The organism is Rhodococcus sp. BP-349 (assembly GCF_019835845.1).
Classification (GTDB): domain Bacteria; phylum Actinomycetota; class Actinomycetes; order Mycobacteriales; family Mycobacteriaceae; genus Rhodococcoides.
Genome location: NZ_JABUDR010000003.1, coordinates 240,065 through 264,342, shown reverse-complemented (window position 1 = coordinate 264,342; position 24,278 = coordinate 240,065). Strand labels below are relative to the sequence as shown.

The 24,278-nt window shown below is 68.6% G+C and carries 19 protein-coding genes and 1 tRNA gene; 7 read left to right on the top strand and 13 right to left on the bottom strand.

Annotation, left to right across the window (positions count from 1 at the left end; genetic code table 11):
• Positions 1-432, bottom strand: a complete 432-nt coding sequence (locus tag HQ325_RS17645) for a cupin domain-containing protein (protein WP_222631477.1) — start codon at positions 430-432, stop codon at positions 1-3.
• A gap of 247 nt (positions 433-679) precedes the next feature.
• Between HQ325_RS17645 and HQ325_RS17640 the strand changes: the two genes are divergently transcribed.
• Entirely contained in the window at positions 680-2,293 is a 1,614-nt protein-coding gene (locus HQ325_RS17640; RefSeq protein ID WP_374107237.1) for a glycoside hydrolase family 13 protein, read from the top strand.
• 25 nt (positions 2,294-2,318) lie between these two features.
• Here the strand turns inward: HQ325_RS17640 and HQ325_RS17635 are convergent, their stop codons facing one another.
• The 6 genes from HQ325_RS17635 to HQ325_RS17610 form a co-directional block, all read right to left on the bottom strand.
• Positions 2,319-2,990, bottom strand: a complete 672-nt coding sequence (locus tag HQ325_RS17635) for a hypothetical protein (RefSeq protein WP_374107236.1) — start codon at positions 2,988-2,990, stop codon at positions 2,319-2,321.
• Positions 2,987-3,418 (bottom strand): thioesterase family protein, encoded by a 432-nt coding sequence (locus HQ325_RS17630; RefSeq protein ID WP_308014720.1) that lies wholly within the window; start codon positions 3,416-3,418, stop codon positions 2,987-2,989. Before HQ325_RS17630 ends, HQ325_RS17635 begins: the two co-directional genes overlap by 4 nt.
• Positions 3,419-3,479: 61 nt before the next feature.
• A complete protein-coding gene (locus HQ325_RS17625; protein ID WP_222631475.1) occupies positions 3,480-8,345 on the bottom strand; it encodes an NAD-glutamate dehydrogenase in 4,866 nt (1,621 codons plus the stop codon).
• A gap of 154 nt (positions 8,346-8,499) precedes the next feature.
• Complete coding sequence (gene ettA / locus HQ325_RS17620; RefSeq protein WP_027505632.1) at positions 8,500-10,179, bottom strand: energy-dependent translational throttle protein EttA; 1,680 nt, start codon at positions 10,177-10,179, stop codon at positions 8,500-8,502.
• 142 nt (positions 10,180-10,321) lie between these two features.
• Complete coding sequence (gene ssb, locus HQ325_RS17615) at positions 10,322-10,768, bottom strand: single-stranded DNA-binding protein (RefSeq protein ID WP_051613327.1); 447 nt, start codon at positions 10,766-10,768, stop codon at positions 10,322-10,324.
• A gap of 137 nt (positions 10,769-10,905) precedes the next feature.
• The gene (locus HQ325_RS17610) at positions 10,906-12,720 is read right to left on the bottom strand and encodes an ABC transporter ATP-binding protein (RefSeq protein WP_222631472.1); all 1,815 of its coding nucleotides are present in this window, start codon (positions 12,718-12,720) and stop codon (positions 10,906-10,908) included.
• A gap of 73 nt (positions 12,721-12,793) precedes the next feature.
• Between HQ325_RS17610 and HQ325_RS17605 the strand changes: the two genes are divergently transcribed.
• A complete protein-coding gene (locus HQ325_RS17605; RefSeq protein ID WP_027505630.1) occupies positions 12,794-13,234 on the top strand; it encodes a MarR family winged helix-turn-helix transcriptional regulator in 441 nt (146 codons plus the stop codon).
• 36 nt (positions 13,235-13,270) lie between these two features.
• Here HQ325_RS17605 and HQ325_RS17600 read toward each other — a convergent pair whose 3' ends face one another.
• Positions 13,271-14,809 (bottom strand): MFS transporter, encoded by a 1,539-nt coding sequence (locus HQ325_RS17600; protein ID WP_222631470.1) that lies wholly within the window; start codon positions 14,807-14,809, stop codon positions 13,271-13,273.
• A gap of 125 nt (positions 14,810-14,934) precedes the next feature.
• Between HQ325_RS17600 and HQ325_RS17595 the strand changes: the two genes are divergently transcribed.
• Both HQ325_RS17595 and HQ325_RS17590 read left to right on the top strand, forming a co-directional pair.
• Positions 14,935-15,597: a TetR/AcrR family transcriptional regulator gene (locus HQ325_RS17595; RefSeq protein ID WP_222631468.1), complete on the top strand. Its 663-nt coding sequence runs from the start codon at positions 14,935-14,937 to the stop codon at positions 15,595-15,597.
• Positions 15,597-16,046, top strand: a complete 450-nt coding sequence (locus HQ325_RS17590; protein WP_308014778.1) for a GtrA family protein — start codon at positions 15,597-15,599, stop codon at positions 16,044-16,046. The genes HQ325_RS17595 and HQ325_RS17590 overlap by 1 nt, the downstream gene beginning before the upstream one ends.
• On the opposite strand, the gene HQ325_RS17585 is transcribed toward HQ325_RS17590, so the two are convergent.
• A complete protein-coding gene (locus HQ325_RS17585) occupies positions 16,043-18,079 on the bottom strand; it encodes a cytochrome c oxidase assembly protein (protein ID WP_222631466.1) in 2,037 nt (678 codons plus the stop codon). The two genes, HQ325_RS17590 and HQ325_RS17585, sit on opposite strands and share 4 nt — an antisense overlap.
• A 147-nt stretch (positions 18,080-18,226) precedes the next feature.
• Entirely contained in the window at positions 18,227-19,318 is a 1,092-nt protein-coding gene (locus HQ325_RS17580; protein WP_261778655.1) for an XdhC/CoxI family protein, read from the bottom strand.
• A 113-nt stretch (positions 19,319-19,431) separates the two neighbouring features.
• Here HQ325_RS17580 and HQ325_RS17575 point away from each other — a divergent pair.
• Positions 19,432-19,507 (top strand) — tRNA-Arg (locus HQ325_RS17575).
• 6 nt (positions 19,508-19,513) lie between these two features.
• Here the strand turns inward: HQ325_RS17575 and HQ325_RS17570 are convergent.
• The gene (locus tag HQ325_RS17570) at positions 19,514-20,152 is read right to left on the bottom strand and encodes a YoaK family protein (RefSeq protein WP_222631462.1); all 639 of its coding nucleotides are present in this window, start codon (positions 20,150-20,152) and stop codon (positions 19,514-19,516) included.
• Positions 20,153-20,192: 40 nt separating this feature from the next.
• Here HQ325_RS17570 and HQ325_RS17565 point away from each other — a divergent pair, with 40 nt between their 5' ends.
• Positions 20,193-20,612, top strand: coding sequence for a DUF732 domain-containing protein (locus HQ325_RS17565; RefSeq protein ID WP_222631460.1), 420 nt, complete (start codon positions 20,193-20,195; stop codon positions 20,610-20,612).
• Here the strand turns inward: HQ325_RS17565 and HQ325_RS17560 are convergent.
• Positions 20,576-22,141 carry an AMP-binding protein gene (locus HQ325_RS17560; RefSeq protein ID WP_222631458.1) on the bottom strand — a complete coding sequence of 522 codons (1,566 nt, stop codon included), beginning with the start codon at positions 22,139-22,141 and terminating at the stop codon, positions 20,576-20,578. The genes HQ325_RS17565 and HQ325_RS17560 overlap by 37 nt on opposite strands.
• A gap of 66 nt (positions 22,142-22,207) precedes the next feature.
• Between HQ325_RS17560 and HQ325_RS17555 the strand changes: the two genes are divergently transcribed.
• Positions 22,208-22,984: a LuxR C-terminal-related transcriptional regulator gene (locus HQ325_RS17555; protein ID WP_222631456.1), complete on the top strand. Its 777-nt coding sequence runs from the start codon at positions 22,208-22,210 to the stop codon at positions 22,982-22,984.
• Here HQ325_RS17555 and HQ325_RS17550 read toward each other — a convergent pair.
• Positions 22,973-24,151, bottom strand: coding sequence for a winged helix DNA-binding domain-containing protein (locus HQ325_RS17550; RefSeq protein ID WP_222631454.1), 1,179 nt, complete (start codon positions 24,149-24,151; stop codon positions 22,973-22,975). The genes HQ325_RS17555 and HQ325_RS17550 overlap by 12 nt on opposite strands.
• Positions 24,152-24,278: the final 127 nt, after the last annotated feature.

Below are 24,278 nucleotides of genomic sequence, written 5' to 3'. Positions count from 1 at the left end.
TCAGCCGAGGGCGCCGGAGCGGCCCTTGCCCCGCAACTTGCGGGCGACCCGCATCGCGAACCACAGAGGACGTGGGATGTGCGGGCGCAGGATGGCGTGTTTGCGCACGTAGGAGGGGACGTGCCACTCCGCCCAGGTGTCGGCGTAGAACAGTGCGGCGTCGCCGGCGCGGAGCACGCGCGGCTCGTTGCCCGCGGACTGGACGATGACCTCGCCCTCGATGACGTGGATGGTCTCGTCCTGCTCGAAGTACCAGTTGAAGGTGCCGGCGGTGCAGTCCCAGACCCACGACGACGTGGTGGTGTCCGGACTGCAGGACCACTGACCGCTCCGCGCGACGGGGGAACCCTCGATGATCCACGAAGGATCGATCGGAGCCGGCAGCAGCTCGACGGAGTCGAGGCTCACGGCTTCGAAAACAGGAGTCGTCATGGATGTTCCTTTACCCTCGCTTGAAGTTCCGCCTGAAAATACCTCACGAAACAAACTTTGGGTAGTTTTCACGCCGATCGTTCCGATTTTCTTGACCTACCCATGGCATGAACAGCGGACGCGTGGTGATTGTCGTGGGAGCCGGGCAGGCCGGAGGCCGGTCGTCACGAGAGGCCGGGCAGGCCGGAGGGGTCGTGGTGACGGGCGCACCGCCCCTCGCGGCTCGGCCTTTGGCACTATTGCGCCTGTGAGCACTCCGATCGACGCGTCAACCGGCCAGTCCCCCGCCGATCGCGCGTCCGCCCCGGCCCCCTGGTGGTCCGACGCGGTCTTCTATCAGATCTATCCCCGCTCGTTCGCCGACTCGAACGGCGACGGGATCGGCGATCTGGGTGGCATCCGGGACAAGCTCGGTTACCTCGAACTGCTCGGCGTCGATGCGCTCTGGCTCAGTCCGGTGATGCGGTCGCCGATGGTCGATCACGGGTACGACGTGTCCGATCCCCGCGACATCGATCCGTTGTTCGGATCCCTCGAGACGATGGACGCCGTCGTGACGGAGGCTCATGCCCGCGGCATGAAGGTCACGATGGACCTGGTCCCGAACCACACGAGCGATCAGCACGAGTGGTTCCGGGCGGCTCTGGCGGCGGCGCCGGGGAGCCCGGAACGCGCCCGCTACGTCTTCCGGGACGGCAGGGGCGACGGCTCCGTGCCGCCGAACAACTGGCCCAGCATCTTCGGCGGCCCCGCGTGGCATCGCGTCACCGAGGCGGACGGCACGCCCGGTCAGTGGTACCTCCACATCTTCGCTCCCGAACAGCCGGATCTGAACTGGACGGAACCCGAGGTGCTCGCCGATCTGGAGGCGACGATGAGGTTCTGGCTCGACCGCGGTGTCGACGGGTTCCGCATCGACGTGGCCCACGGCATGGCCAAGCCGGCGGACCTCCCGGACATGGATCTGTCCGTCAACGAGCTGATGCGCAACGAGGACGGGGATCCGCGCTTCGACGACGACGGAGTGCACGAGATCCACCGCGCCATCCGCCGGGTCGTGGACGAGTACGACGGCGCGATGACGGTCGGGGAGGTGTGGGTGCAGGACAACGAGCGCTTCAGTCGCTACATCCGCCCCGACGAGCTCACTCTGGGCTTCAACTTCCGCCTGGCCGAGTCCGCATTCGAGGCCTCGGCGATCCGGGATGCCATCGACAACTCGCTCGACGCGGTCGACCGTGTCGGCGGTACTCCGACGTGGACACTGTCCAACCACGACGTCGACCGCGAGGTCACCCGCTACGGCGGAGGTGAGCAGGGCCTGCGCCGCGCCCGCGCCATGGCCTTGGTCATGCTGGCTCTTCCCGGTGTCGTGTTCGTCTACAACGGCTCCGAACTCGGACTGCCCAACGCAGACCTCCCCGACTCCGCCCTGCAGGATCCCGCATGGTTCCGTTCCGGCGGGGAAGAGCGCGGCCGGGACGCGTGCCGCGTCCCGCTGCCGTGGGAGGGCGCCGAGCCGCCGTTCGGGTTCTCGACGACGAGGGACACGTGGTTGCCGATCCCCTCCGAGTGGGCACAACTGACCGTCGAGAACCAACTCGAGGACGTCGATTCGATGCTGAGTCTCTATCGGACGGCGCTGAGCCTGCGGGCGGCGCGTCCGGAGTTCAGCGAGCCCGGAGTCGAGTGGTACGGGAGCCCGCCCGGGTGTCTGGCGTTCCGACGTCGCGGTGGCGTCATCTGCGCTCTGAACACCACGTCCGAGCCCATCACACTGCCGCCGGGTGTGCTGCTGCTCGCGAGCGTTCCCTTGCAGGACGGGCAGCTTCCACCCGATGCGGCCGCCTGGCTCGTCTGATCGGCGACTCGCAGTCCCCGAGCGATCAGGAGACCATCAGCGGGATGGTGGCGCCCCGGCTGCGGAACACCGATCCGTAACGCGCGTCGAGCCGGATCCAGGACCGGGCTATCCGCACCCGCACTCGCGCGTCTTCGGCACCCCGGGGCGAGTCGGACAACGTCGGTACGAACTTCATGGCGTTCAGCGCGAAGATCATGCGCATCGACACGGGCACCGCCTCGCTGTCGGCCTCGACGGTCACCACGTCCTGATCGAGCAGGGACACGGGCGGGCCGTGATCGGTGCCGTGTTCGCGGGCCAGGGCGACACCCCGTTCTGCCAGTTCCACGAACACCGGGCCCGGTACGTCGTCCACGTGCGTCCATCCCGCGTCCGGCGGTACTGGACCGCGCCAGGCGGAATCCATGCCGAAGCCCGGGTCGAACGGTGACGGTCCGGCGGACCGCATCGCCGCGAGCAGTCCGTCCGCGGCGACGGTGACGTCCGACGGCAGCACCCGGGCGCGGATCACGCGGGCGGCGAGGACGTCGAATCCGGTCTCGATCCACGCGACCACATGACTGTCCCCACGGCGCCGGAGGCGCACGACGGCCCCCGGGTCGAGCCGGGCGGCGTGGGTCAGGAACGTCGACAGATCGTCCCGGTCCCGTGCGTCCGGGACGGTCACCGACCGCTCGGCCAGTGCACCCGTCACGGCCGCTGCCAGCGCTGCAGGTACTCGCGCTCGTCGCCGGACAGCCGGCGCAGGCGCTGGGTGTCGATGTCGAAGACCGCGATCTGCGTGGACGCCACGATGGCCGGCGGAGTGCTCATCGGTGCGCCGTGCGGGCGCACCTCGTATCCCGCCGTGAAGTCGACGGCCCGCAGCTGCTCCACCCACATGAACACGTCGAGAGGCGTGTCCTCGTGGCGTAACTGGCCGCGGTAGCGCACGTGCAGGTCGGCGATCACCGCACTGTTCCTCAGGGTCGCGGTGGGAACACCGTCGGCCATGAGCCACGGGATGCGGGCCTCCTCCAGCAGCGTCACCATGCGTGCGTGGTTGATGTGCTGGTACACGTCCATGTCCGACCAGCGCACCTCGACGGGGCAGTGGAAGCCGATGAGCTCGTCGTCTGTCACGCCCCCAACCTATCCGGCCCGGCACGGCGCCGGGACGGGCACGTCAGTCCCCCTGGCATGGTCAACGCGAGACGTCGGTCCGCGCACCCGCCCCTCGCACCATGCTGCGAATCTGTCGGGCCGCGACCGAGAGCGTCGCCAGATCCAGCGTTCCGGACTCACCGATCTCCGTGAGGGCCGCTCGGGCACGAGCGAGCCGGGACGCATTGGTGGACTCCCAGTCGGCGATCATCTCGTCCGCCGTCTCCCCCGGTTCGCCGCCGCCCGTCACGTCCAGCGTGAGGGCACGCAGCGACGAGTACAGGTCGTCCCGCAACGCCAACCGCGCCAGAGAGTGCCAGCGGTCGCCGCGTTCGAGCGTGGACACAGCAGACAGGAGCCAGTCGATGCCGAGGTGCTCGCTGAGGGCGTAGTAGAGGCTCGCCATCACCTCGTCGTCCTCGTTCGCGATGTCCGCCGTCTCGATGACGTCGAGCAGGCAGAACACGTCGAGGAGCCGGAACACTCTGTGCGCGAGCTCTTCCGGCGCACCCTTCTCGATGGCGGACGTGGCACGGTCGAGTCCGCTGCGTGCCTGCCGACCCTTCAGCCACGTCGGGAGTTGCGATTCCAGGATCCGCACCTTGCGCGCGAACCTCGTGATCTCGGCACCGACAGCGATGGGCTGCGGCCGGTTCGACAGCAACCACCGCGACCCCCGGTCGAGAAGTCTGCGAGACTCCAGGACGAGCTCGTCCGATGCTGCCGTGGGCATCTCGGTGGCGGCGATGTCGGCCCAGAGGTCGTGCAGACCGAAGATCTCGCTCGTCGCCGCGAACGCTCGGGCGGCGTCCGTGCTCCCCACTCCCGAGTCCTCCGCGAGGCGGAAGGCATAGGTGATACCGCCGTGGTCGACCGTCTCGTTCGCCACCCGCGTGGCCACGATCTCCCGCCGCAGCGGATGCGCCTTGACGGCACCGGCGAAACGTTCGCGCAACGGCGTCGGGAAGTAGTCGGTCATCAACGGGGCGAACACGTCGTTGTCGGGCAGATCCGACGCCAGCAGGTCTTCCTGCAGCGCCAGCTTGACGTGCGCCATGAGAGTCGACAGCTCGGGCGAGGTCAGCCCGAGCCCGTTCTGCAGGCGCCGTGAGATCTCCGACTTCGTCGGCAGTGCGTCGAGCGACCGGTCCACCCGCCCCGATGACACCAGGTCCGCGATCAGTCGGGCGTGGACGCCCAGCAGCTCGGGAGCGTGGGCTCGTGACACGCCCAGGAGTTCGTTCTGCGCGACGTTGTCCTGGAGAACGAGGGCACCCACCTCGTCCGTCATCGAGGCCAGCAGGGATTCCCGGTCCTCCGCTGCCAGGTCACCCGACGTCACCGTGGAATCGAGCAGGATCTTGATGTTGACCTCGTGGTCGGAACAGTCGACGCCGGCGGAGTTGTCCACGGCGTCGGTGTTGATCTTGCCGCCCGCGGCGCTGTACTCGATGCGGCCGAGCGCGGTCACACCGAGGTTGCCGCCCTCGCCGACCACGCGCGCCCGCAGGTCGGCACCGTTCACGCGCACCGGGTCGTTGGCCTTGTCGCCCACGTCGGCATCGCTCTCGGCCCGCGACTTCACGTAGGTGCCGATGCCGCCGTTCCACAGCAGGTCCACCGGCGCCGTGAGGATGGCACGCATCAGTTCGGGCGGTGACAGTGCGGTGACGTCGTCCGTCAGTCCGAGAGCCGCGCGCACCTCGGCGCTGACCGGCACCGACTTCACGGTGCGTTCGTGGACTCCGCCACCCGTGCTGATCAGGGAGGTGTCGTAGTCGGCCCACGACGACCGCGGCAGATCGAACAGCCTCCGTCGCTCGGCGAAGGACGCGGCCGCGTCGGGCGTCGGATCCAGGAAGATGTGCCGGTGGTCGAACGCGGCGACGATGCGGAGGTGCTCGCTGAGCAGCATGCCGTTGCCGAACACGTCCCCGCTCATGTCGCCGATGCCGACCACGCTGATCTCGTCGGACTGCGTGTCGATGCCGTACTCGCGGAAGTGACGCTTCACGCTCTCCCAGGCGCCCTTGGCAGTGATGCCCATCGCCTTGTGGTCGTACCCGACCGACCCGCCCGAGGCGAAGGCGTCGCCGAGCCAGAAGCCGTACTCGGCGGACACCTCGTTCGCGAGATCGGAGAACGTGGCAGTGCCCTTGTCCGCCGCCACCACGAGGTACGAATCGTCGTCGTCGCGCCGCACCACGCGCTGCGGCGGGATGGCCGCTCGCGTGCCACGGTCGAGGTTGTCGGTGATGTCCAGCAGTCCCGCGATGAACATGCGGTAGCAGGCTCGCCCCTCGGCGGTGGTCGCGGCGCGGTCGGTTGCAGCATCGCCCGTCGGGTGCGGTGGCTGCTTGACGACGAAGCCGCCCTTCGCTCCCACCGGCACGATGACCGCGTTCTTGACCGCCTGCGCCTTGGCCAGCCCGAGGACCTCGGTGCGGAAGTCCTCGCGCCGGTCGGACCAGCGGAGACCACCGCGCGCCACGGTGCCGAAGCGCAGGTGTACGCCCTCTACGCGCGGCGAATACACGAAGATCTCGAAACGCGGACGGGGCTTAGGCAGCACGTCGATACCGCGGGGGTCGAACTTGAGGGACAGGAAGTCGCGCTCGCGACCCTGCTCGTCCCTCACGAAGTGGTTGGTGCGCAACGTCGCTCGAACGAGCGTGAACAGAGCGCGCAGCACCCTGTCGGCATCGAGGCTGACCACCTGGTCGATGAGCTCGGCGAGCTCCGACGCGATCTCGTCGGCCCGTTCCTCGGACGCCGAGGCGGGGTCGAACTGCGCGTCGAACAGGTCGACGATCAGCCGAGCCGTCACCGGGTTGGCGAGGAGGACGCCCTCGATACCGGTCTGGCTGAAGGGGAAAGCAGCCTGCCGCAGATACTTCGCGTACGCACGCAACACCACCGCGCGGCGCCACTCGAGACCGGCTCGCAGGACCAGTTCGTTGAAGCGGTCGGCCTCCGCATGGCCGTTCCACACGGCGGCGAACGCGTCGGTGAACCGACGACTGACCACACTCGTCTGGTTCTCGGCGCCCTCGATGACCTCGGGCTCCGCGGACAGGCCGAAATCGTAGATCCAGCAACGCGTTCCGTCCTTGCGCACCACGGCGTACGGCCGCTCGTCGACCACCTCGACGCCCAGGCTCTGCAGAACGGGCAGCACCTGGCTCAGCGAGACCTCGCTGCCGGTCACGTAGAGGGAGAAACGCCAGTGACCCGCCTCGGCGTCGCGCGGGCGGTACAGGCACATGTCGATGTCGTCGCCGACGAGCGCGTCGAGTCGAGCGATGTCGACGAGCGCCCGGTCCGCGTCGAAGTCCTGCTTGTAGGCCTCGGGGAAGGCGACGGCGTAGCGCGCCGCGTTGTCGGGCGACACCGACGGATCGGCCGCGGCCGCCTCACGCAATGCGTCGTCCCACGTACGGGTGGCGTCGGCGATCAGGGCCCGGATGCGGTCGCGGTTCGCGTCCGAGACGTCGACGGCGTCCGCGCTCTGCCCGTCGAAGCGAACGGTGAAATGCACCAGCGCGAGTGGGCTGTCCGAGACGCGTGCCTCGTACTCGACGTCGGTACCGCCGAGCTCGTGCAACAGGATCCGGCGGGTCTCGAGACGCAGGCGGGTGGTGTAGGAGTCGCGCGGAAGGTAGACCAGGGCCGACACGAACCGGCCGTACCCGTCGCGGCGCAGGAAGAGCAGCACCTCGCGGCGCAGGGCACTGCGCTCCACGGCAGAGATGGTGTCGAAGAGCGACCTGCTGTCCGCCGAGAACAGCTCGGTGCGCGGGAAGGACTGGATCGACTCGAGCATCGCCTGGCCGGAGTACGACGACAGGGTGTGCCCGGCGCGCTCGATGACGGTGCGCACGCGGTCACCCACGACCGGGATGTCGAGAACGTTGCCGTGCAACGCGGAGATGGTGAACAGTCCCGTGAACCGGTGCTCTCCCACCGTGTTTCCCTCGTCGTCCAGATCGTGGACACCGACGAAGTACGGGTGCACGGCGCGATGCACCGACGTGGAGCTCGACGCACGTGTGAGAACCAGGAGGTCCTCGCGCGCGACCACGCGATCGACCGGCAGGTCGAAGCCGGCGACGGCGCCGGGATCGTCGGACCGCAGGATGCCCAGCGCGGACTCGGCGACGGGTTCGAGACCTGCGTCCGTCGCGGTGTACCGGCGACTGCCGAGCACGCGGAAGTTGTCCTCGGCCAACCAGCGCAGGAGGCGCGCGGCGTCGTGGCGCGCCTCGGGGGTGACGGCCTCGGTCCCGTCCGCGTCGCCGCGGCGCGGACGTTCCAGACGGTCGGCCAGCTCGAGCTGACGACGGTGCATGGCGTCGGTGTCGTCGACGACGCGACGGACGTCGTCGAGGACATCGGCGAGCGAGCTCTCGAGCGAGGCGAAGGCCTCCTCGCTGGCCGCGGGATGCAGCGCGACGTGGATCCACGACTCGAGAATGCTGCCGTCCGAGAGAACGCCGGCCTCGACGTCGGACGGGGTGGCTCCCCCTCGGATGGAGAGGAGCGTGCCGGACTCGTCGCGCACGACGCGCAGGATCGGGTGCACCACCTCGACGACTGCGATGCCGGCCCCGGTGAGCCAGGCGGTGACCGACTCGACCAGCATCGGCATGTCGTCGGTGACGATCTGCAGGGCCACGCCGACAGTGCTGTCGGCTCCGCGGTGCAGGGCGAGAGCGGCGACGCCGGAATCGCGACGCTCGGCGAGCTCGAGATGCCGGTGCACCACCGCGGTCGGGTCGGCCCCCGTGGTGGTCCGCAACACGTCCAGATCGACGTGCCCGAAGTACACCGCGCGGAGGTCGTCCGCCCGATCGAGCACCGAGTTCGGCGCCGTTGCCGCCTCGGAGTGCTCTCCCGCTGAAGTCATCGCTGTCGCCTTTCGATCACCACGAGCGGCGGATCCACCGGTCGCGGCGACGTTGTCCGTGGGGTTCGGCTCCCGACCCTAGCCTCGAGAGGCCGGGAGCCGAACACCGCGGTGACGTGGCGTGCGATGAAAATAGGTTACTTACCAGTACATTTCAGTCGCGCGTGAGCTTCCGGTGCGTCACGCGGTGCGGGCGAGCGGCATCGGGACCGAGGCGCTCGACCTTGTTGGCCTCGTAGCCCTCGAAGTTGCCCTCGTACCAGTACCAGGCGGCCTCGTTGTCGCCAAAGCCACCTTCCCACGCCAGGATGTGCGTGCACGTCCGGTCGAGGAACCACCGGTCGTGCGAGATCACGACGGCGCAGCCGGGGAACTCCTCGAGGGCGTTCTCCAGCGAACCGAGCGTCTCGACGTCCAGGTCGTTGGTGGGCTCGTCGAGCAGGATCAGGTTGCCGCCCTGCTTGAGCGTCATCGCCAGGTTGAGACGATTGCGCTCGCCACCGGACAGGACACCGGCCGCCTTCTGCTGGTCGTGACCCTTGAACCCGAACGAGCTGATGTACGCCCGCGACGGGAACTCCTGCGTACCGATGGTGATGAAGTCCAGGCCGTCGGACACGGTCTCCCACACGGTCTTGGCGGGATCGATGCCGGACCGGTTCTGGTCGACGTAGCTCAGCTTGACCGTCTGACCGATCTTGACCTCGCCGCCGTCCGGCTCCTCGAGACCGACGATGGTCTTGAAGAGCGTGGTCTTGCCGACGCCGTTGGGACCGATGACACCGACGATGCCGTTCCGCGGAAGCGTGAACGACAGGTCCTTGATCAGCACGCGGCCGTCGAAGCCCTTGTCGAGGCTCTTGACCTCGACCACGACGTCGCCGAGGCGCGGCGGGTTGGGGATCTGGATCTCGTCGAAGTCGAGCTTGCGCATCTTGTCGGCCTCGGCCGCCATCTCGTCGTAGCGATCGAGACGTGCCTTGTTCTTGGCCTGGCGAGCCTTGGCGCCGGAGCGGACCCAGGCGAGCTCGTCCTTGAGGCGCTTCTGCAGCTTCTGGTCCTTCTTGCCCTGGACCTCGAGACGCTCGGCCTTCTTCTCCAGGTAGGTGGAGTAGTTGCCCTCGTAGGGGTACAGACGACCACGGTCGACCTCGCAGATCCACTGCGCGACGTGATCGAGGAAGTACCGGTCGTGGGTCACGGCCAGGATGGCGCCCTGGTACGCGGCCAGGTGCTGCTCGAGCCAGAGCACCGACTCGGCGTCGAGGTGGTTGGTGGGCTCGTCGAGGAGCAGCAGGTCCGGCTTGCTCAGCAGCAGCTTGCACAACGCCACACGACGCTTCTCACCACCGGACAGGTGGGTCACACCCTCGTCCGGCGGCGGGCAGCGCAGTGCGTCCATGGCCTGCTCGAGCTGTGAGTCGATCTCCCACGCGTCGGCGTGGTCGAGCTTCTCCTGCAGCTCGCCCATCTCCTCCATCAGCTCGTCGGAGTAGTCGGTGGCCATCAGCTCGGCGATCTCGTTGTACCGCTTGAGTTGGACCATCGTCTCGCCGAGACCGTCCTCGACGTTCTCGCGGACCGTCTTGTTCTCGTCGAGTTCGGGCTCCTGCATGAGGATGCCGACGGTGGCACCCTGCGCGAGGAACGCCTCACCGTTCCCGGGCTGGTCGATCCCGGCCATGATCTTGAGGATCGAAGACTTGCCGGCGCCGTTGGGGCCGACGACGCCGATCTTCGCTCCCGGCAGGAAGCTCATCGTCACGTCGTCCAGAATGACCTTGTCGCCGTGCGCCTTGCGCACCTTCTTCATGGTGTAGATGAATTCCGCCACGAGTTCCTCTCGATGTGCTCACCAGCGTGTGTGCCGGGCGGATCGCGCCGGCAGAGATGTCGACGACGAGGCCGACAACTGGGAGATGTGCTCGACGCGGAAGTCTACCGGGACCGACCGGTGCCCGTGAAACCGTTCGCGGTCAGCCCACCGGCACCGGCTCGGGCTCGGCCGTGTCCACCGCGGCCTCGGCGACGGTCTCGCCGGACTCCTGCCGCTCGGCCGCCTGACGCGGCCGGTCCACCTTGACGTGGCACCGAGCGAGATCGGGTCCCACCGCGGTGGCTCGGATCTCGAGATCGGCTCGGCCCACGCCCTCCTTCGTCGTGTACTCGTTGGTGTGCGCCTGACCGAAGACGATCACCGAGTCACCCTTCATCAGCGATGCTCCGACCCCCGACACCAGGCGCCGCCAGCAGCTGACCGAGGCGTAGAGCGTGTCCCCGTCCTGCCACTCCCCACTCTCGCGGTCCATGCGGCGCGAATTGCTGGCCACGCGGAAGCTGAGCACCTCGTCGCCGGACGGCGTGGTGCGCTTGATCGGATCGGTGATGACGGTGCCCACCACGGTCAGATACGACTCGTACATCGTTCCCCCCTCTCGCGGTCGATCCGGTACCGACCGCGCCCCCGACTCTGCGCCGCTCGCACCGCGGACAGAAGGGCCCGCGAGCACCTGTGGACGGCCGTCCACAGGAGCGCCGCGGGGGTTGACAGGAGGAGTGGTCAGGCAGTGACCAGCGAGTCGCCGGACGCCGCCAGCAGTGCGGCGTAGGCACCGCCGCGGGCGACGAGTTCGTCGTGGGATCCCGATTCGACGACGTGCCCGTGATCGAGCACCACGATGCGATCGGCCGACCGCACGGTGGAGAGTCGGTGGGCCACCACGATGGTGGTGCGGTCCTGCTCGAGCTGGTCGATCGCGTCGGCCAGAGCACGTTCGGTGGTGGTGTCCAGAGCGCTGGTGGCCTCGTCCAGAACGAGGACGGGCGGGTTGCGCAGAACGGTGCGCGCGATGGCGAGGCGCTGCTTCTCGCCGCCGGAGAACCGGTAGCCACGCTCCCCCACCATCGTGTCGTAGCCGTCGTCGAGCGAGGCGATGAAATCGTGGATCTGCGCTGTGCGAGCGGCATTCTCGATGTCCGCGTCGGTGGCGTCGGGCCGCGCGAAGCGGAGGTTCTCGCGGATCGTGTCGTGGAAGAGATAGGTCTCCTGCGACACCACCCCGACCGTCGCGGACACGTCGGCGAGCGAGAGATCGCGGAGATCGACACCGTCGACCTCGACCGACCCGGACGTCGGATCGTAGAGCCGCGCCGTCAGATACCCGAGTGTCGTCTTGCCGGCGCCGGTCGCTCCCACGATCGCCAGGGTGCTCCCGGCGGGGACCGTGAGGTCGATGTCCGTGAGCGTCGGATGTGCCGCACCCGGATAGTCGAAGCCCACGTGGCGGAAGCGCACCTCACCGCGTCGGGCCGTCGGATCGATCGGCGTCGGTACGGCGGGTTCGTCGATGTCCACCGGGAGATCGAGGTACTCGAAGACCCGGCCGAACAGAGCCAGGGAGCTCTGCACCTCGACGCCGGTGTTGAGCAGCATCATCGTGGGGCGGAACAGCTGTGTCTGGAGGGTGGTGAACGCGACCAGCGTTCCCACCGTCAACGCGCTGCCGTTGCCGATGGTGATGCCGGCGAACCAGTAGACCAGGGCCGGCATCGCGGCGAAGCTGATCGACATGGTCGCCATGCGCCACTTGCCCGCCATCATCGAGCGGAGTTCGACGTCGGCCACCTCGGACGAGCGTTCCGTGAACCGATTCGTGAGGACCGACGACGCGCCGGTCGTCTTGCCCAGCAGGATGCCGCTCACCGAGAGCGACTCCTCCACCTGGACGGACAGATCGCTGAGCAGGCGTTGCCGCACGGTGGAGATACGGCGACGCTCGTCGCCGACCCGCCGAGCGATGCGGACGAACACCGGCAGGATGGCGAGCGAGAAGAGGGCCAGTTTCCAGTCGAGCAGGAAGAGCGCGACGACGGTGGCCATGACGGTGGTCGCGTTCTGAGCGATCGACGTGGCCGTGTTGGTGACGACGGACTGCATGCCGCCGATGTCGTTGGCGATGCGCGACTGCACCTCGCCGGTGCGGGTGCGCGCGAAGAAGCCGAGAGACTGACGCTGCAGGTGCGAGTAGACCTGCACGCGGAGCTGATGCATCAGGGCCTGCCCGATGCTGTTGGACATCCAGGTCTGGGCGACGCCGAGACAGCTGGTGACGACGGCGATCGCGATCATGCCGGCCGCGAGGATCGTCACCAGCGTGACGTCGGCGTTCGGGATGGCGTGATCGAGCATGTCGCGCAGGAGCAGCGGCGATCCCAGTGCCACGACGGCGCTGAGGGTGATGACCGCGCTCACCGCGGCGACCCGGCCGCGATAGGGCCGGAAGAGGGCGACGACGCGCCCGAGCGGTGCGGGCTGGTGGTCCGCAGATGTCACGGGGGACTGCACCGGCCTAGCCGGTGTGGTGGAGGAACGCATATGACCTCCCTGATCGGGTAGAACTGAGGTTACCTCATTATGAGGTCGACCGCTGCAACGCTAGTATCGTCCCGTGCATTCCCACGAGAAGGACCCGGCCGATCTGGTCATGATGGTGGCCAGGTCGATGCGGCGCCGCCACATGGCCGCACTCGAACCTTTCGGACTCTCGCCCTCACACGGACGGGCACTGCGCGTGCTGTCCGGCGCGGCGGGACCACTTCGGCCCGGAGATCTGGCGGAACGGTTGCGCATCGCACCCCGATCGGCAACCGATGTCGTCGACGCGCTGGAGTCGGCCGGCTACGTCGCACGGCACGCCGATGCCACCGATCGTCGCGCGGTTCTCCTCGACCTCACCGACGAGGGGCGGGCACTCGCGGACACCATCGCGCAGGCGCAGCGCAGCGCGTCCGAGGCGATGTTCGCCGGCCTGAGCGCGGACGACCGAGCGACCCTCACCGACCTGCTCACCCGCATCCACGACGAATCCGGTGCAGAGAACCGCGTCTGACACGGTTCTCTGCACCGGATCCGGTGACTGTCTACGTCAGTGAGCGACGACCGTCGCACCCTCGGGTCCGTCGGGCAGCTTGCCCGAGCGGACGAGCAGCGCGGCCATCACCGAGCCGGCGAGGAAGATGGCCGACGCCCACCAGAACGTCGTGGTGTAGCTGGCGATCTCCGCGTTCATCCGGAGCAGCGTCGCGGCGGCCTGCGGATCCGCGGCCTGAGCCACGGCCGCCTGGTTGTCGGTCGCGTAGTTCGTCGCCGCGGTCGCCGCGATGGTGCTGAGCAGCGCCGTACCGATGGATCCGCCGATCTGCTGCATCGTGTTGACGGTCGCGGAGGCGACCCCGGCGTCCTCGGGCGACACCCCGGACACGGCACCCTGCATGGCCGGGGCCATCGTGGCGCCCATACCGACACCCATGATGAGCAGGCTCGGCAGGATGTGAGCTGCATACGAGCTGTCGATCGAGATCTGCGCGAGCAGCGCCATGCCCGCCGACGCGATCAGCATTCCGGCGCTCATGAGAACGCGAGGCCCGAACCGCGGCAGAATCACCGACGTGGCGACGGTGGCCGTGACCACGAGGGTCGCGATCATCGGGAGGAACGCGAACCCGGTGGTGATGGGCGTGTAGCCGAGCGTGCTCTGCAGGTAGTACGTGAGGAACAGGAACACCGCGAACATGCCGGCACCGATGACGAACACCGCCAGGTATGCGCCGCCGCGCGTGCGGTCGAGCACGATGCGCAGCGGGAGCAGCGGATGCGTCGCCCGCGTCTGCAGGTAGACGAAGACACCGAGCAGGACCACGCCGACCGCGAGGAAGCCGATGGTCACCGCATTGCTCCACCCGTCGGACTCGGCGTGTGCGAATCCGTAGACGATCGAGAACAGCGCCGCGGACACGGTGATGGTGCCGGGAATGTCGAGCACCGGACGCTCGGTGGCGCGGTGCTTGGCCAGCAGGAGGAAGCCGCCGACGAACGCGATTCCCGCGAAGATCAGGTTGACGTAGAGGCTCCAACGCCAGTTCGCCCACTCCGTGAGAACACCGCCGAGCAGCAGACCGATGGCGCCGCCGGCACCGGCGACCGCGCCGAAGATGCCGAACGCCTTCGCGCGCTCCTTCGGGTTCGTGAACGTCGTGGTCAGCAGCGACAACGCTGCGGGAGCGAGCAGCGCGCCGAAGACACCCTGTCCCGCACGGGCCGCGACGAGCATGCCGAAGTTGACGGCTGCGCCGCCGACGGCGGACATCACGGCGAAGCCGACGAGTCCGACGAGGAACGTGGTGCGGCGACCGAAGAGGTCACTGAGCCGACCACCGAGCAGCAGGAGGCTGCCGAAGGCCAGAGCGTAGGAGGTGACCACCCACGAGCGGTCCGCGTTGTCGAAGCCGAGATCGAGCTGTGCGGCGGGAAGCGCGATGTTCACGACGGTCGCGTCGAGCACGACCATCAGCTGGGCCAGGCCGAGTACGCCCAGGATGAGCCAGCGAGTGCGGTCGGGCGCGTCGTGCGCGCTCGACCGAATCGTCGGTTGGACGTTTCCGACGTCGGATGTGGTGGAAGACATTGATCCTCGCTTCGGTACGGCGTGAAATGGAGCTATACGGAGGCGTACGCTCCGGATAGCAAGACGATAGCAGCGATGCGGAGGTATGCCCTCCGGTTAACCGACGAACCAGGACGAAACGGACTGTGAAACCCACCACAGCGGCGAAGCCGCTTCGAGCGGACGCCGAGCGGAACAAGCTCAAGATCATCGACTGTGCGCGAGAGTTGTTGGCGCGCAAGGGTCTCGAGATCACGCTCGACGACGTCGCCGCGCGCGCCGGGGTGGGTGTGGGCACCGTGTACCGGCGGTTCGCCAACAAGCAGGAACTCATCGACGGCATCCTCGAGCAGCGTCTGGTCGACGTGCTCAGCCGCGCGGAGGTGGCCGCGGAGGCCGACGATCCCTGGGCTGCGATGGTCGATTTCTTCGAATTCATGTGTCGACACATGGCCGCGGACCGTGGTCTCGGTCACGTCGTCCTCGGGTGCGACGACGGCCTCGACCGCATCGCGGCAGTCCGGTCCAAGCTCGAACCGACCATCAACACTCTCATCCAGCGCGCCCAGAAGGCCGGGAAGCTCCGCCCGGACGTGCAGCCCGGCGACCTCTTCACCCTGGTGCGGATGATCGTGGCCGGCGCCGAGGTTGCAGACGAGGTGGACGAGGACAACTGGCGACGCTATTTCGCCCTGGTGATCGATTCGCTCGCCGCGGTGCCGGACCGATCGACGCCGCTGCCGGGTCGGGCGCTGACGCCGGACGAGATCGTCAGCGTCAAGAGCCGATTGCACGGGAGAGCGTCGTGATCGACAACGTGGTCTCGCCCGTGCTCCCGGCGCACTCCCACCACCCGGTCCTGGTGGCGCTGCGCAGTGACGGCGCGTTCCCTCAGCTGCTCCGCTTCGCGCTGGTCGGCGGGCTGAGCAACGTGCTCTACGTCGCTGTGTTCGTCGCGATGCACAGCGAGGGATCCATCGTGGCCAACGCGGTGGGAGCCGTGGCGTCGACGATTCTCGCCAACGAACTGCACCGTCGGCTCACGTTCCACGCCGCAGATCGAGTGGGCTGGTTCACCGCGCAGTGGGAGGGCGGCGGACTGGCACTCATCGGTCTCGGTGCCAGCACGGCAGCGCTGACCGCACTCGACGTCGCGTTGCCGACCGCGAGCGCCGCGTTGTCGGCCTTGATCCTGGTCGGAGTCACCGCCCTCGTCGGCGGGCTCCGCTTTCTCGCCCTGCGTGGTCTCGTCTTCTAACTGCGGTCACGCTCGCGCCGCGCCAATTCGGCGAACATCGCATTGTGCGCCGCGAGGTCCGCGCCGTCGTCGCGATCGGCTGCCCGGTCCGTGCGGACGGCTTCCTTCCGGTCCGTGTTCGACCACTGCACCAGCAACGCCAGCATGACGAGGATCAGAGGGATCTCGCCCGTCGCCCACGCGATGCCGCCGCCGAGTCGCTGATCCGCCAGCAGGTCGGAGTTCCACGGCAGCGACAGTCCGCGGAAGAAGGTCTGACCCATCACCGTCTCGGTGCTCATCAGCGCGATACCGAAGAACGCGTGGAAGGGCAGCGACCCGAACACCATTGCCAGCTTGGTCACGGGCGAGAGCCGACGCGGCGCCGGATCGACGCCGATGACGACCCAGTAGAACAGGTAACCGCTCAGCAGGAAGTGCGCGTTCATCAGCAGGTGGGCGCCGTGCGAGTCGACGGTCGCGCCGTAGATTCCGCCGAGGTAGAGCGCGTAGAAACCACCCACGAAGATGACGGCCGCGACCAGGGGCTGCGTGAGGAACCGGGACACCGGGCTGTGCAGCGCCTCGAGGATCCATTCGCGTGGTCCCGGCACACCGTCTCGGCCGGCCGCCGGTAGCACCCGCAGGGCCAGAGTCACGCCGCCGCCGAGCGCGAGCAGCACCGGGGTGAGCATCGACAGCACCATGTGAGAACCCATGTGCACGCTGAACATCGCCATCGAGTAGCGGTAGACGCCCGACGACGTCGCGAACAGCAGTGTCGCGCAGCCCAGGACCCAGGCGATCGTGCGACCCACCGGCCATGCGTCGCCGCGGGCCCGCAGTCGACGGACGCCGAGGAGGTAGACGACGGCCATGACGACGGCGGCGGTGCCGAAGATCAGGTCGAACCGCCAGTCGAAGAGGAAACGCCCGAGGCTCGGGGGCGCGGTGAGGTCGTACCCCAACTCCGCCTCGGTGAGTGTCAGCTCGCGAGCGCTCCCCAGCGGCGGCGGTGTCCGGGAGAGTCCGACCGCGAGCCCGATCGTGGCCGCGAAGACCAGTACCTCGGCACCGGCGAAGCGCACGAGATTCGCGCGCGACGTCGGGTCCGCGGCGAGCGCGGGCAGGGCGCGTCGACGCTGGGTGTAGCCGAACACGCCGAGGACGACCAGGGCGACGACCTTGGCGAGTACGAGTCGGCCGTAGGTGGTGTCGAACAGATCTGCGGGCTCGACGCGGACGAAGGCGTTGACCACTCCACTGACACCCATGACGACGAACGCCACCGTGGCGACTGCGGAGAAGCGGCGCGCCGCGACATCGGTGTGCGCGCCGGCGCGACGGGCGTGCGCCAGGACGGCGAACAGTCCGCCCGCCCAGAGCGACGCGGCGAGAAGATGCAGGATGAGGCTGTTGGTGGCGACGTCGTGCGATCCACCGGACGACGAGTGCCCCGACAGTGCGAGAGGCATGAGCGAGCCGAGCGCGACCACCAGCAGGATCGGCGTCCACGACCACCGCAGCACGGCGCGCGTCCCGAGTGCGAGCACGATCGCGATGATCGCGGTCCACTGCCACGCACGGGCCAACTCGATCTGCGACAGGCCCGACCACAGGTTCTCGGGACGCAGCGCCTCGGACACCGGCTGACCGGACGTGTCCGAGAGGGTCAGCGGCACCAGCACGATCGCGCAGGCCGCCCACACGATTGCCGCCGACGACGCGGTGCGCAGCGCGCGATAGCCGTCGATGTCGAGGACGCCCGATCTCTGCGGCGGCACGAGGAAGGCTGCGAGCAGCAGAGAGCCCACGGCGATGACGGCCGCGACCTCCCCGAGCGCGCGCACAGCGGGCAATCCGTACGTCGTCACCGGACCCGGATCCGGGATGCCGAGCAGGACCAACGCCTGCGATGCGGACAGCGCGACGATCAGGCCGGCCACCACCGCGGCGATCAGACCGGCACTCGCGAACACGCCTGCCGATCCGGCTCGTCGCGCCCCACCGTCCGGTTCCGCGGTCGCGGAACGCGGTGCCTCAGTCGTTGCCATACCTCCAGGGTAGGAGGTGACCGGCATCGCAGCACCTACGGGACGTAGTAGACGCGCAACTCACACTCCACCCCCTCCGGCGAGTACGCCGAAAACGTCGTGATGTGCCGCTCTGCAACGGGTGTTCGGACGTACTCGCGGGAGGCCTCAGTGATGAATGCGTCCCTCGCGCTCCCCCAGCGGCCGTCCGTTCCCGCCCCACCGCCTCGCGACGATCTCCGCCGCGATCGACACCGCCGTCTCCTCCGGTGTCCGGGCGCCGAGGTCGAGCCCGATCGGGGACGACAGTCGCGCGAGCTCGTCGTCGCCGATTCCCACCTCGCGCAGTCGCGCGACGCGATCGTCGTGGGTCCGCCGCGACCCCATCGCCCCCACGTAGCCGACGCGGGGCAGCCGCAACGCCACCTCGAGCAGCGGCACGTCGAACTTGGGATCGTGGGTCAGTACACAGATCACGGTGCGCTCGTCGATCTCACCCTCGGCCTGCAGTCGCTCCAGGTGGCGGTGTGGCCACTCGACGACCACCTCGTCGGCCGTCGGGAATCGCGCGGGTGTCGTGAACACCGGCCGCGCATCGCAGACGGTCACGCGATAGCCGAGCAGCGCGCCCTGACGAGCCACCGCCGACGCGAAGTCGATCGCACCGAACACGATCATGCGCGCGGGGGGCGCGAAGGAGTTCACGAACACCGTCATTCCCTCGCCACGCCGCTGACCGTCGGGGCCGTAGTGCAGGACATCGGTGCGGCCCGCCTCGAGCAGACCGCGGGCGTCGTCGATCACCGCGGCATTCGCGCGCGGCGACCCGAGCGTGCCGGACGCCGCAACCAGGTCGACGACCAGGCGAGTACCGACCCGCGCAGCATCGGGGTGCTCGATGACAGTGGCCACCGCGACCGGCCGGTGCTCCGCGATCGCCGACGCCACCGCGCCGAGCTCCGGAAAGGTCGATCGGGACACGGTCTCGACGAAGACGTCGAGGATGCCCCCGCAGGTCAGACCCACCGCGAACGCATCGTCGTCGCTGACTCCGTAGCGATGCAGACCCGCCTCACCGTTCTGCGCGGCCTCGTACACCGCGCCCTCGACGCAGCCACCGGACACCGACCCGACGACTCTGCCGTCCGCGAGCACGGCCATCGACGCACCCGGCGGACGCGGTGCCGATCGGAACGTGCGCACCACGGTGCCCACGCCCACGGGCTCCCCCGCGCGCCACGCCGCGAGCACCTGGTCCATCACGTCCTGCACGCCTGAGCCTTCCCTCGGAGCGAGAAGTCTAAGCCGCACCTCCGGCCCGGGCAGGGCGCACCGCCTCGCTACACTCGACGGCGCATCGGACACCGATGCACGCCTCCGTAGCTCAGGGGATAGAGCAAGGGCCTTCTAATCCCTTGGTCGCAGGTTCGAATCCTGCCGGGGGCACCACGGCGCTCATTCGCCCATCGAGAAGACGACGCCGGCAGCCACGAGCACCGCGATCAGCGCCACCACGGGTGCGCCGAGCCCGACGATCGCGAAGGCCGCGGCGCCGAGAACCGCTCCGCCGGCGAGCGCAGCCCACATCATCAGCGGGCGCACCCAGGATTCCGAGCTGCGCCCCTGGATCCGAGCCGCGATCGTGCGTGCCATGGTCACGAGCGTCCCGGTCATGTACGTGAGGCTGATGCCGCCGTCCCGCTCGAACACCGCGTTCTCGGCGCCCATCGCTGCCGCCACGATCAGTGCGGACACCAGGGTCGCGCCGCCGCCGAGGTGCACGACGCCGGCCGCGGCCAGCAGTACCGCGACGAGCAGGAGGACGACGGTCTTACGACGCCGGCCGGCGAGGTCGCCGACGAGCGACCCGGTGACGACCCCGCCCACGAACGACACGATCACCACGAGCCCGACGGACGCCGCACCGAGATGCCCCGCAGTGAGTTCGACGGCAGCCCGAGTGGTGTTGCCCGTCATGAAGGAGACGAAGAAGCCGCCGAGAGCGAGGAAGCCGACGGCGTCGACGAAGCCCGCCACAGCGGCGAGACCCAGCGCCACGTGGGCATCGCGGTGGCGGTCGTGGGTGCGCTTCACGCGGTCATTGGATCACCACGAGACCGGTAACGTCGCACCGGTGACCCGCCGCACCGCTACCCTTCTCCTCCTCGCGACGCTGAGCGTGGCGGGGTGCGGCGGTGATCCTGCGACACCACCGGCCGACGACCCGGCTCCGGCGACCTCGACGTCCGAGGCGCCCACCACTCCGGCGGTGGCCGGTCCCTCCGTGCCGACGGGCCCCGACGCCGTCGCCGCGGACGACCTCTTCATCGCCGGGTTGGACAGTGGCGCCATCGAGTACACCGACCCGGAGACGATGACGATCCTCGGGCGCGGCATCTGCGCCGAACTGCAGCAGGGGCAGCCGGTGATCGCCGAGGTGGACGCCGTCACGACGGGCAGCCGCGGCAAGTGGGACGAGAGCGCAGCGGGTGCCATCGTCGGGACCGCGATCGGCGCCTACTGCCCCGAGTTCCGAGCGCTGCTGCCCGGCTGACGGTTCCGGCGCAGCAGGAAGCGCTGCACCTTGCCGCTGGGCGTCTTGGGCAGTGCGTCGACGAAGTGCACCGTGCGCGGGTAGGCGTGCGCGGCGAAGTTCGACTTCACCAGCTGCTGCAGCTCGGACTCCAACTCGGCGGTACCCGAGACACCCTCCGCCAGAACGACGTACGCCTCGATCACCTCTCCGCGGATGTCGTCGGGCTGCCCCACCACTGCCACATCCATGACCGACGGGTGTTCCACGAGAACGCTTTCGACGTCGAAGGGCCCGATCCGGTAACCGGCCATGATGATGACGTCGTCGTTACGCGCGGAGAAGAAGTAGGAGCCGTTCTCGATGCGTCCGGCATCGCCCGTCAGGTACCAGGACCCGTCCTCCGTGAACCGTTCGGCTGTCTTGTCGGGAGCGTCGACGTATCCGGTGAACCACATCAGCGGGCTGCCCGCCACCTCGAAGCCGATCTGATCCTCGACGACTCCGGCAGTGAAGCCCGGCAACGGCTTTCCCATCGATCCCGGGATCAGCGGCTCACGCACCGCGTCGTGCCAGGCGTTGACGATGACCATCCCGTGCTCGGTCTGGCCGTAGTGATCACGCACCGGCACGCCGAGCGCCGACTCCGACCACACCAGGACGTCCGGCGTCAGCGGCTCCCCCGCCGACGACGCCCGTCGCAGCGTGATGCCACCGACCGACGGGTCCTTGCTCAGGCTCCGGTACACCGTCGGCGCCGCCGCGAAGTTGGTGACCTCGAACTTCTGCATCACCGCGACCGTGAGCGCGGGGGTGAAGCCGGCATGCAGCATCAGACTGCGACGGCCCATCGCCATGGGGCCGAGAATGGCGTAGTAGAGCCCGTAGGCCCAGCCGGGGTCGGCGGCGTTCCAGAAGACGTCGTCCTCGGACACGTCGAGGCCGTAGGTCATGTAGGCGACGAACGACGCCAGCGCCGACACGGGAACGGGCACGCCCTTCGGCTTGCCCGTCGTGCCGCTGGTGAAGAGTTGGATCATCACACCGTCGCCGCCCACGGCCACCGACACCGCCATCGGCTCGTGCTCACGAACCAGAGCGTCGAAGCCCTCCCCCGTCTCGATCACCGTGATGCCCTCGATCGAGTCGAGCTTCTCGCGCTGGTCCGTCTCTGTGATGACGACGCGTGCCTGCGCAGCCTCGACGCGCATCGCGATCGCGGGAGTCGCGAAGGCGGTGAAGAGCGGGACGTGCACCGCGCCGAGCCGCCAGAGCCCGAGCAGCCCGACGACCAGTTCGAGCCGCTTGCTCATCAGCACTCCGACGCGGTCACCCCGGCCGACGCCCATCTCTGCGAGACCTGCGGCGAATCGTGCCGACAGCTCGTGCAGCTCGCCGTAGGTGAGGTCGCGCGCCGTGAGATCGCCCTCGATGAAGGTGAACGCGATCGCCCCCGGGTCGTGGTCGTCACACAGCAGGGCGGCGAGGTCGGCGTCGGCGGATCCGTAGGTCGCCAGCAGGCGTGCGACATCGTCGGTCAAGGTCGTCATGGTGAGAGTGTGGCGCGGAACACTCGCGGCCCGATACCCTCCGAAGAGGGTAGGAAGACGGAGACGATGATCGACACACATTTCGACGCCGCCGTGGACCGGTTGCGCGCCGGTTCGGGCGTCACGCTCGCTTTCGGCGGAGTCATGACCGCGGGACGGCGCTTGACGCTGCGCCACTTCGCCGGGCAGTCCGTCGGGGCGCTCGACGGTGTCGAACTCGAGGCAGGTCACGGTCTCGGCGGAAAAGTGTTGCAGGTCAATCGCACCGTCGCGCTCGACGACTACATGCGGACTCCGAAGATCAGCCACCGATACGACGCCATCATCTCCGCCGAGGGCCTGCGCGCCATGATCGCCGCCCCCGTCGTCGTCGGGCGGACAGCCGTCGGCGTGCTCTACGGCGCGATGCACACGGCCGGGCACATCGGGGATCGCGTGCTCGACGTGCTGACCCTCGAGGCGGGAGTTCTGGGCCAGGACCTCGCGGTCGACGAGGCGCGGCGCGATGCCGACCGACTGCGCGAGGACGTCCGGCAGACGTACACCCGGCTCCGGGCGGTCGCGGCGCGGTCGGACGCACCCGAACTCATGTCCGTGCTCGACTCGATGCGCGCCTTCCTGGAACCCGCTGCACCGATGCCGTCCGCTCCGCATGTGACGGCCCGCGAACGGGACGTGTTGTCGCTGGTGGCGCTCGGCCGGTCGAACATCGCGATCGCAGAGGAACTCGGCCTCACCGTGTCCACGGTGAAGAGCTACATGAAGTCGATCATGGCCACACTCGACGCGTCGACGAGACACGAGGCGGCGCACGCTGCCCGGCGCGCGGGTCTAGTTCCCTGATCCGGCCCGCAGAGCTTTCTCGAGGGGAGTCGGAAAGGACGGAGTGATGGACGCACCGTCGAGATGGGCCTCGAGACGAGCAGCCTCCGCCGCGACCTGCTCCTCGTCGGCTTTCTCGAACAACCGGAACACCACCTCACCGGCGCCGCGTACGGCCCAGCCGCCGACCACCCGGCCGTTCGACCACACGGTGGGGCCGACATTGCCGAAGGTGTCGAACAGGTCCGGTCGGTACTCGTCCGGCAGGAACCACCGCCGATCCTTCCAGCCCATCGGTGTCGCGTCGAGAGCCGGCAGCAGCGCTACCCCACCGTGTATTCCGTCGATATCGCTGTCGCGGAGCATGATTCCCGGTCCTGAGGAGAGCTCGACCTCCACCGTGTCCAGCGCCGCCACCGCCTTCGTGGTGTGACCCTTGTTCCAGCCCGTCCACCACTGCAGATCGTCCATGGTCGCCGGACCGAACGACTCGAGCCATGCGCGTGCCAGTTCGACACGCGCCTCGGCTTCGTCCATGTCCGGTACACCGTCGGGCCACCAGTAACCGACAGGGGCCCACGTGTGGTGGCGAGAAGTCCACGCCCCCCGAGGTTCCACCCGAACTATCCGACCTTCGGCCGACAACAGGGTCAGCACCTGCGACGTCACGTAACGCCGGACGTCGTATGCCTTGCCCGTCGTCGGGAGGAACGCGGTACGCAACTGCGGTACAGCCGTGGACAATTCGGCTCCCGTGGCGGTTCCCGCTGCCGCGAGCGCCGCATCGACATCGCGCTCCACCCGGTCCAGCCACGTCGGCACGTCGTCGATCACCGGATCCGTCGGCATGGTCGACAGTTGTTTGACGAGGCGAGTTCGCAGAGACCGCGCCACTCCCGCGCTCGCGCCGGCCTGCACGATCGGCATGAACGTCCTGTCGATGACGAACAACGTGCGCCGCATCGCCATCACCCGCACCAGACTGTGATCGGTGTACATCGCGTCGCGCATGGCATCGAGCGTCGCCGTGGTCGACCGCGCCAGCACCTGCAGAGACACAGTGGCCGGATCCGTCGCGTGCAGGGCCACCAGACGCGTCGTCACCTCCGCCGGCGTCAGCGCCATACCCGCGCCGACCGCATGACGGCGCACCAGCAGGTGGCGCCGCTCCTCGTCCGTCACCTTCATCGGCTTAGTCTGACCGACCCCGCTCCCGTGCGCACCCATGCCGCGCGTTGCTCCGTTTGGGCTCCGCTCCGGGGGTGCTCACCGCGCGCACCGCCCGTCGCTCCGCGCACTCCACACCCTGCGCGCT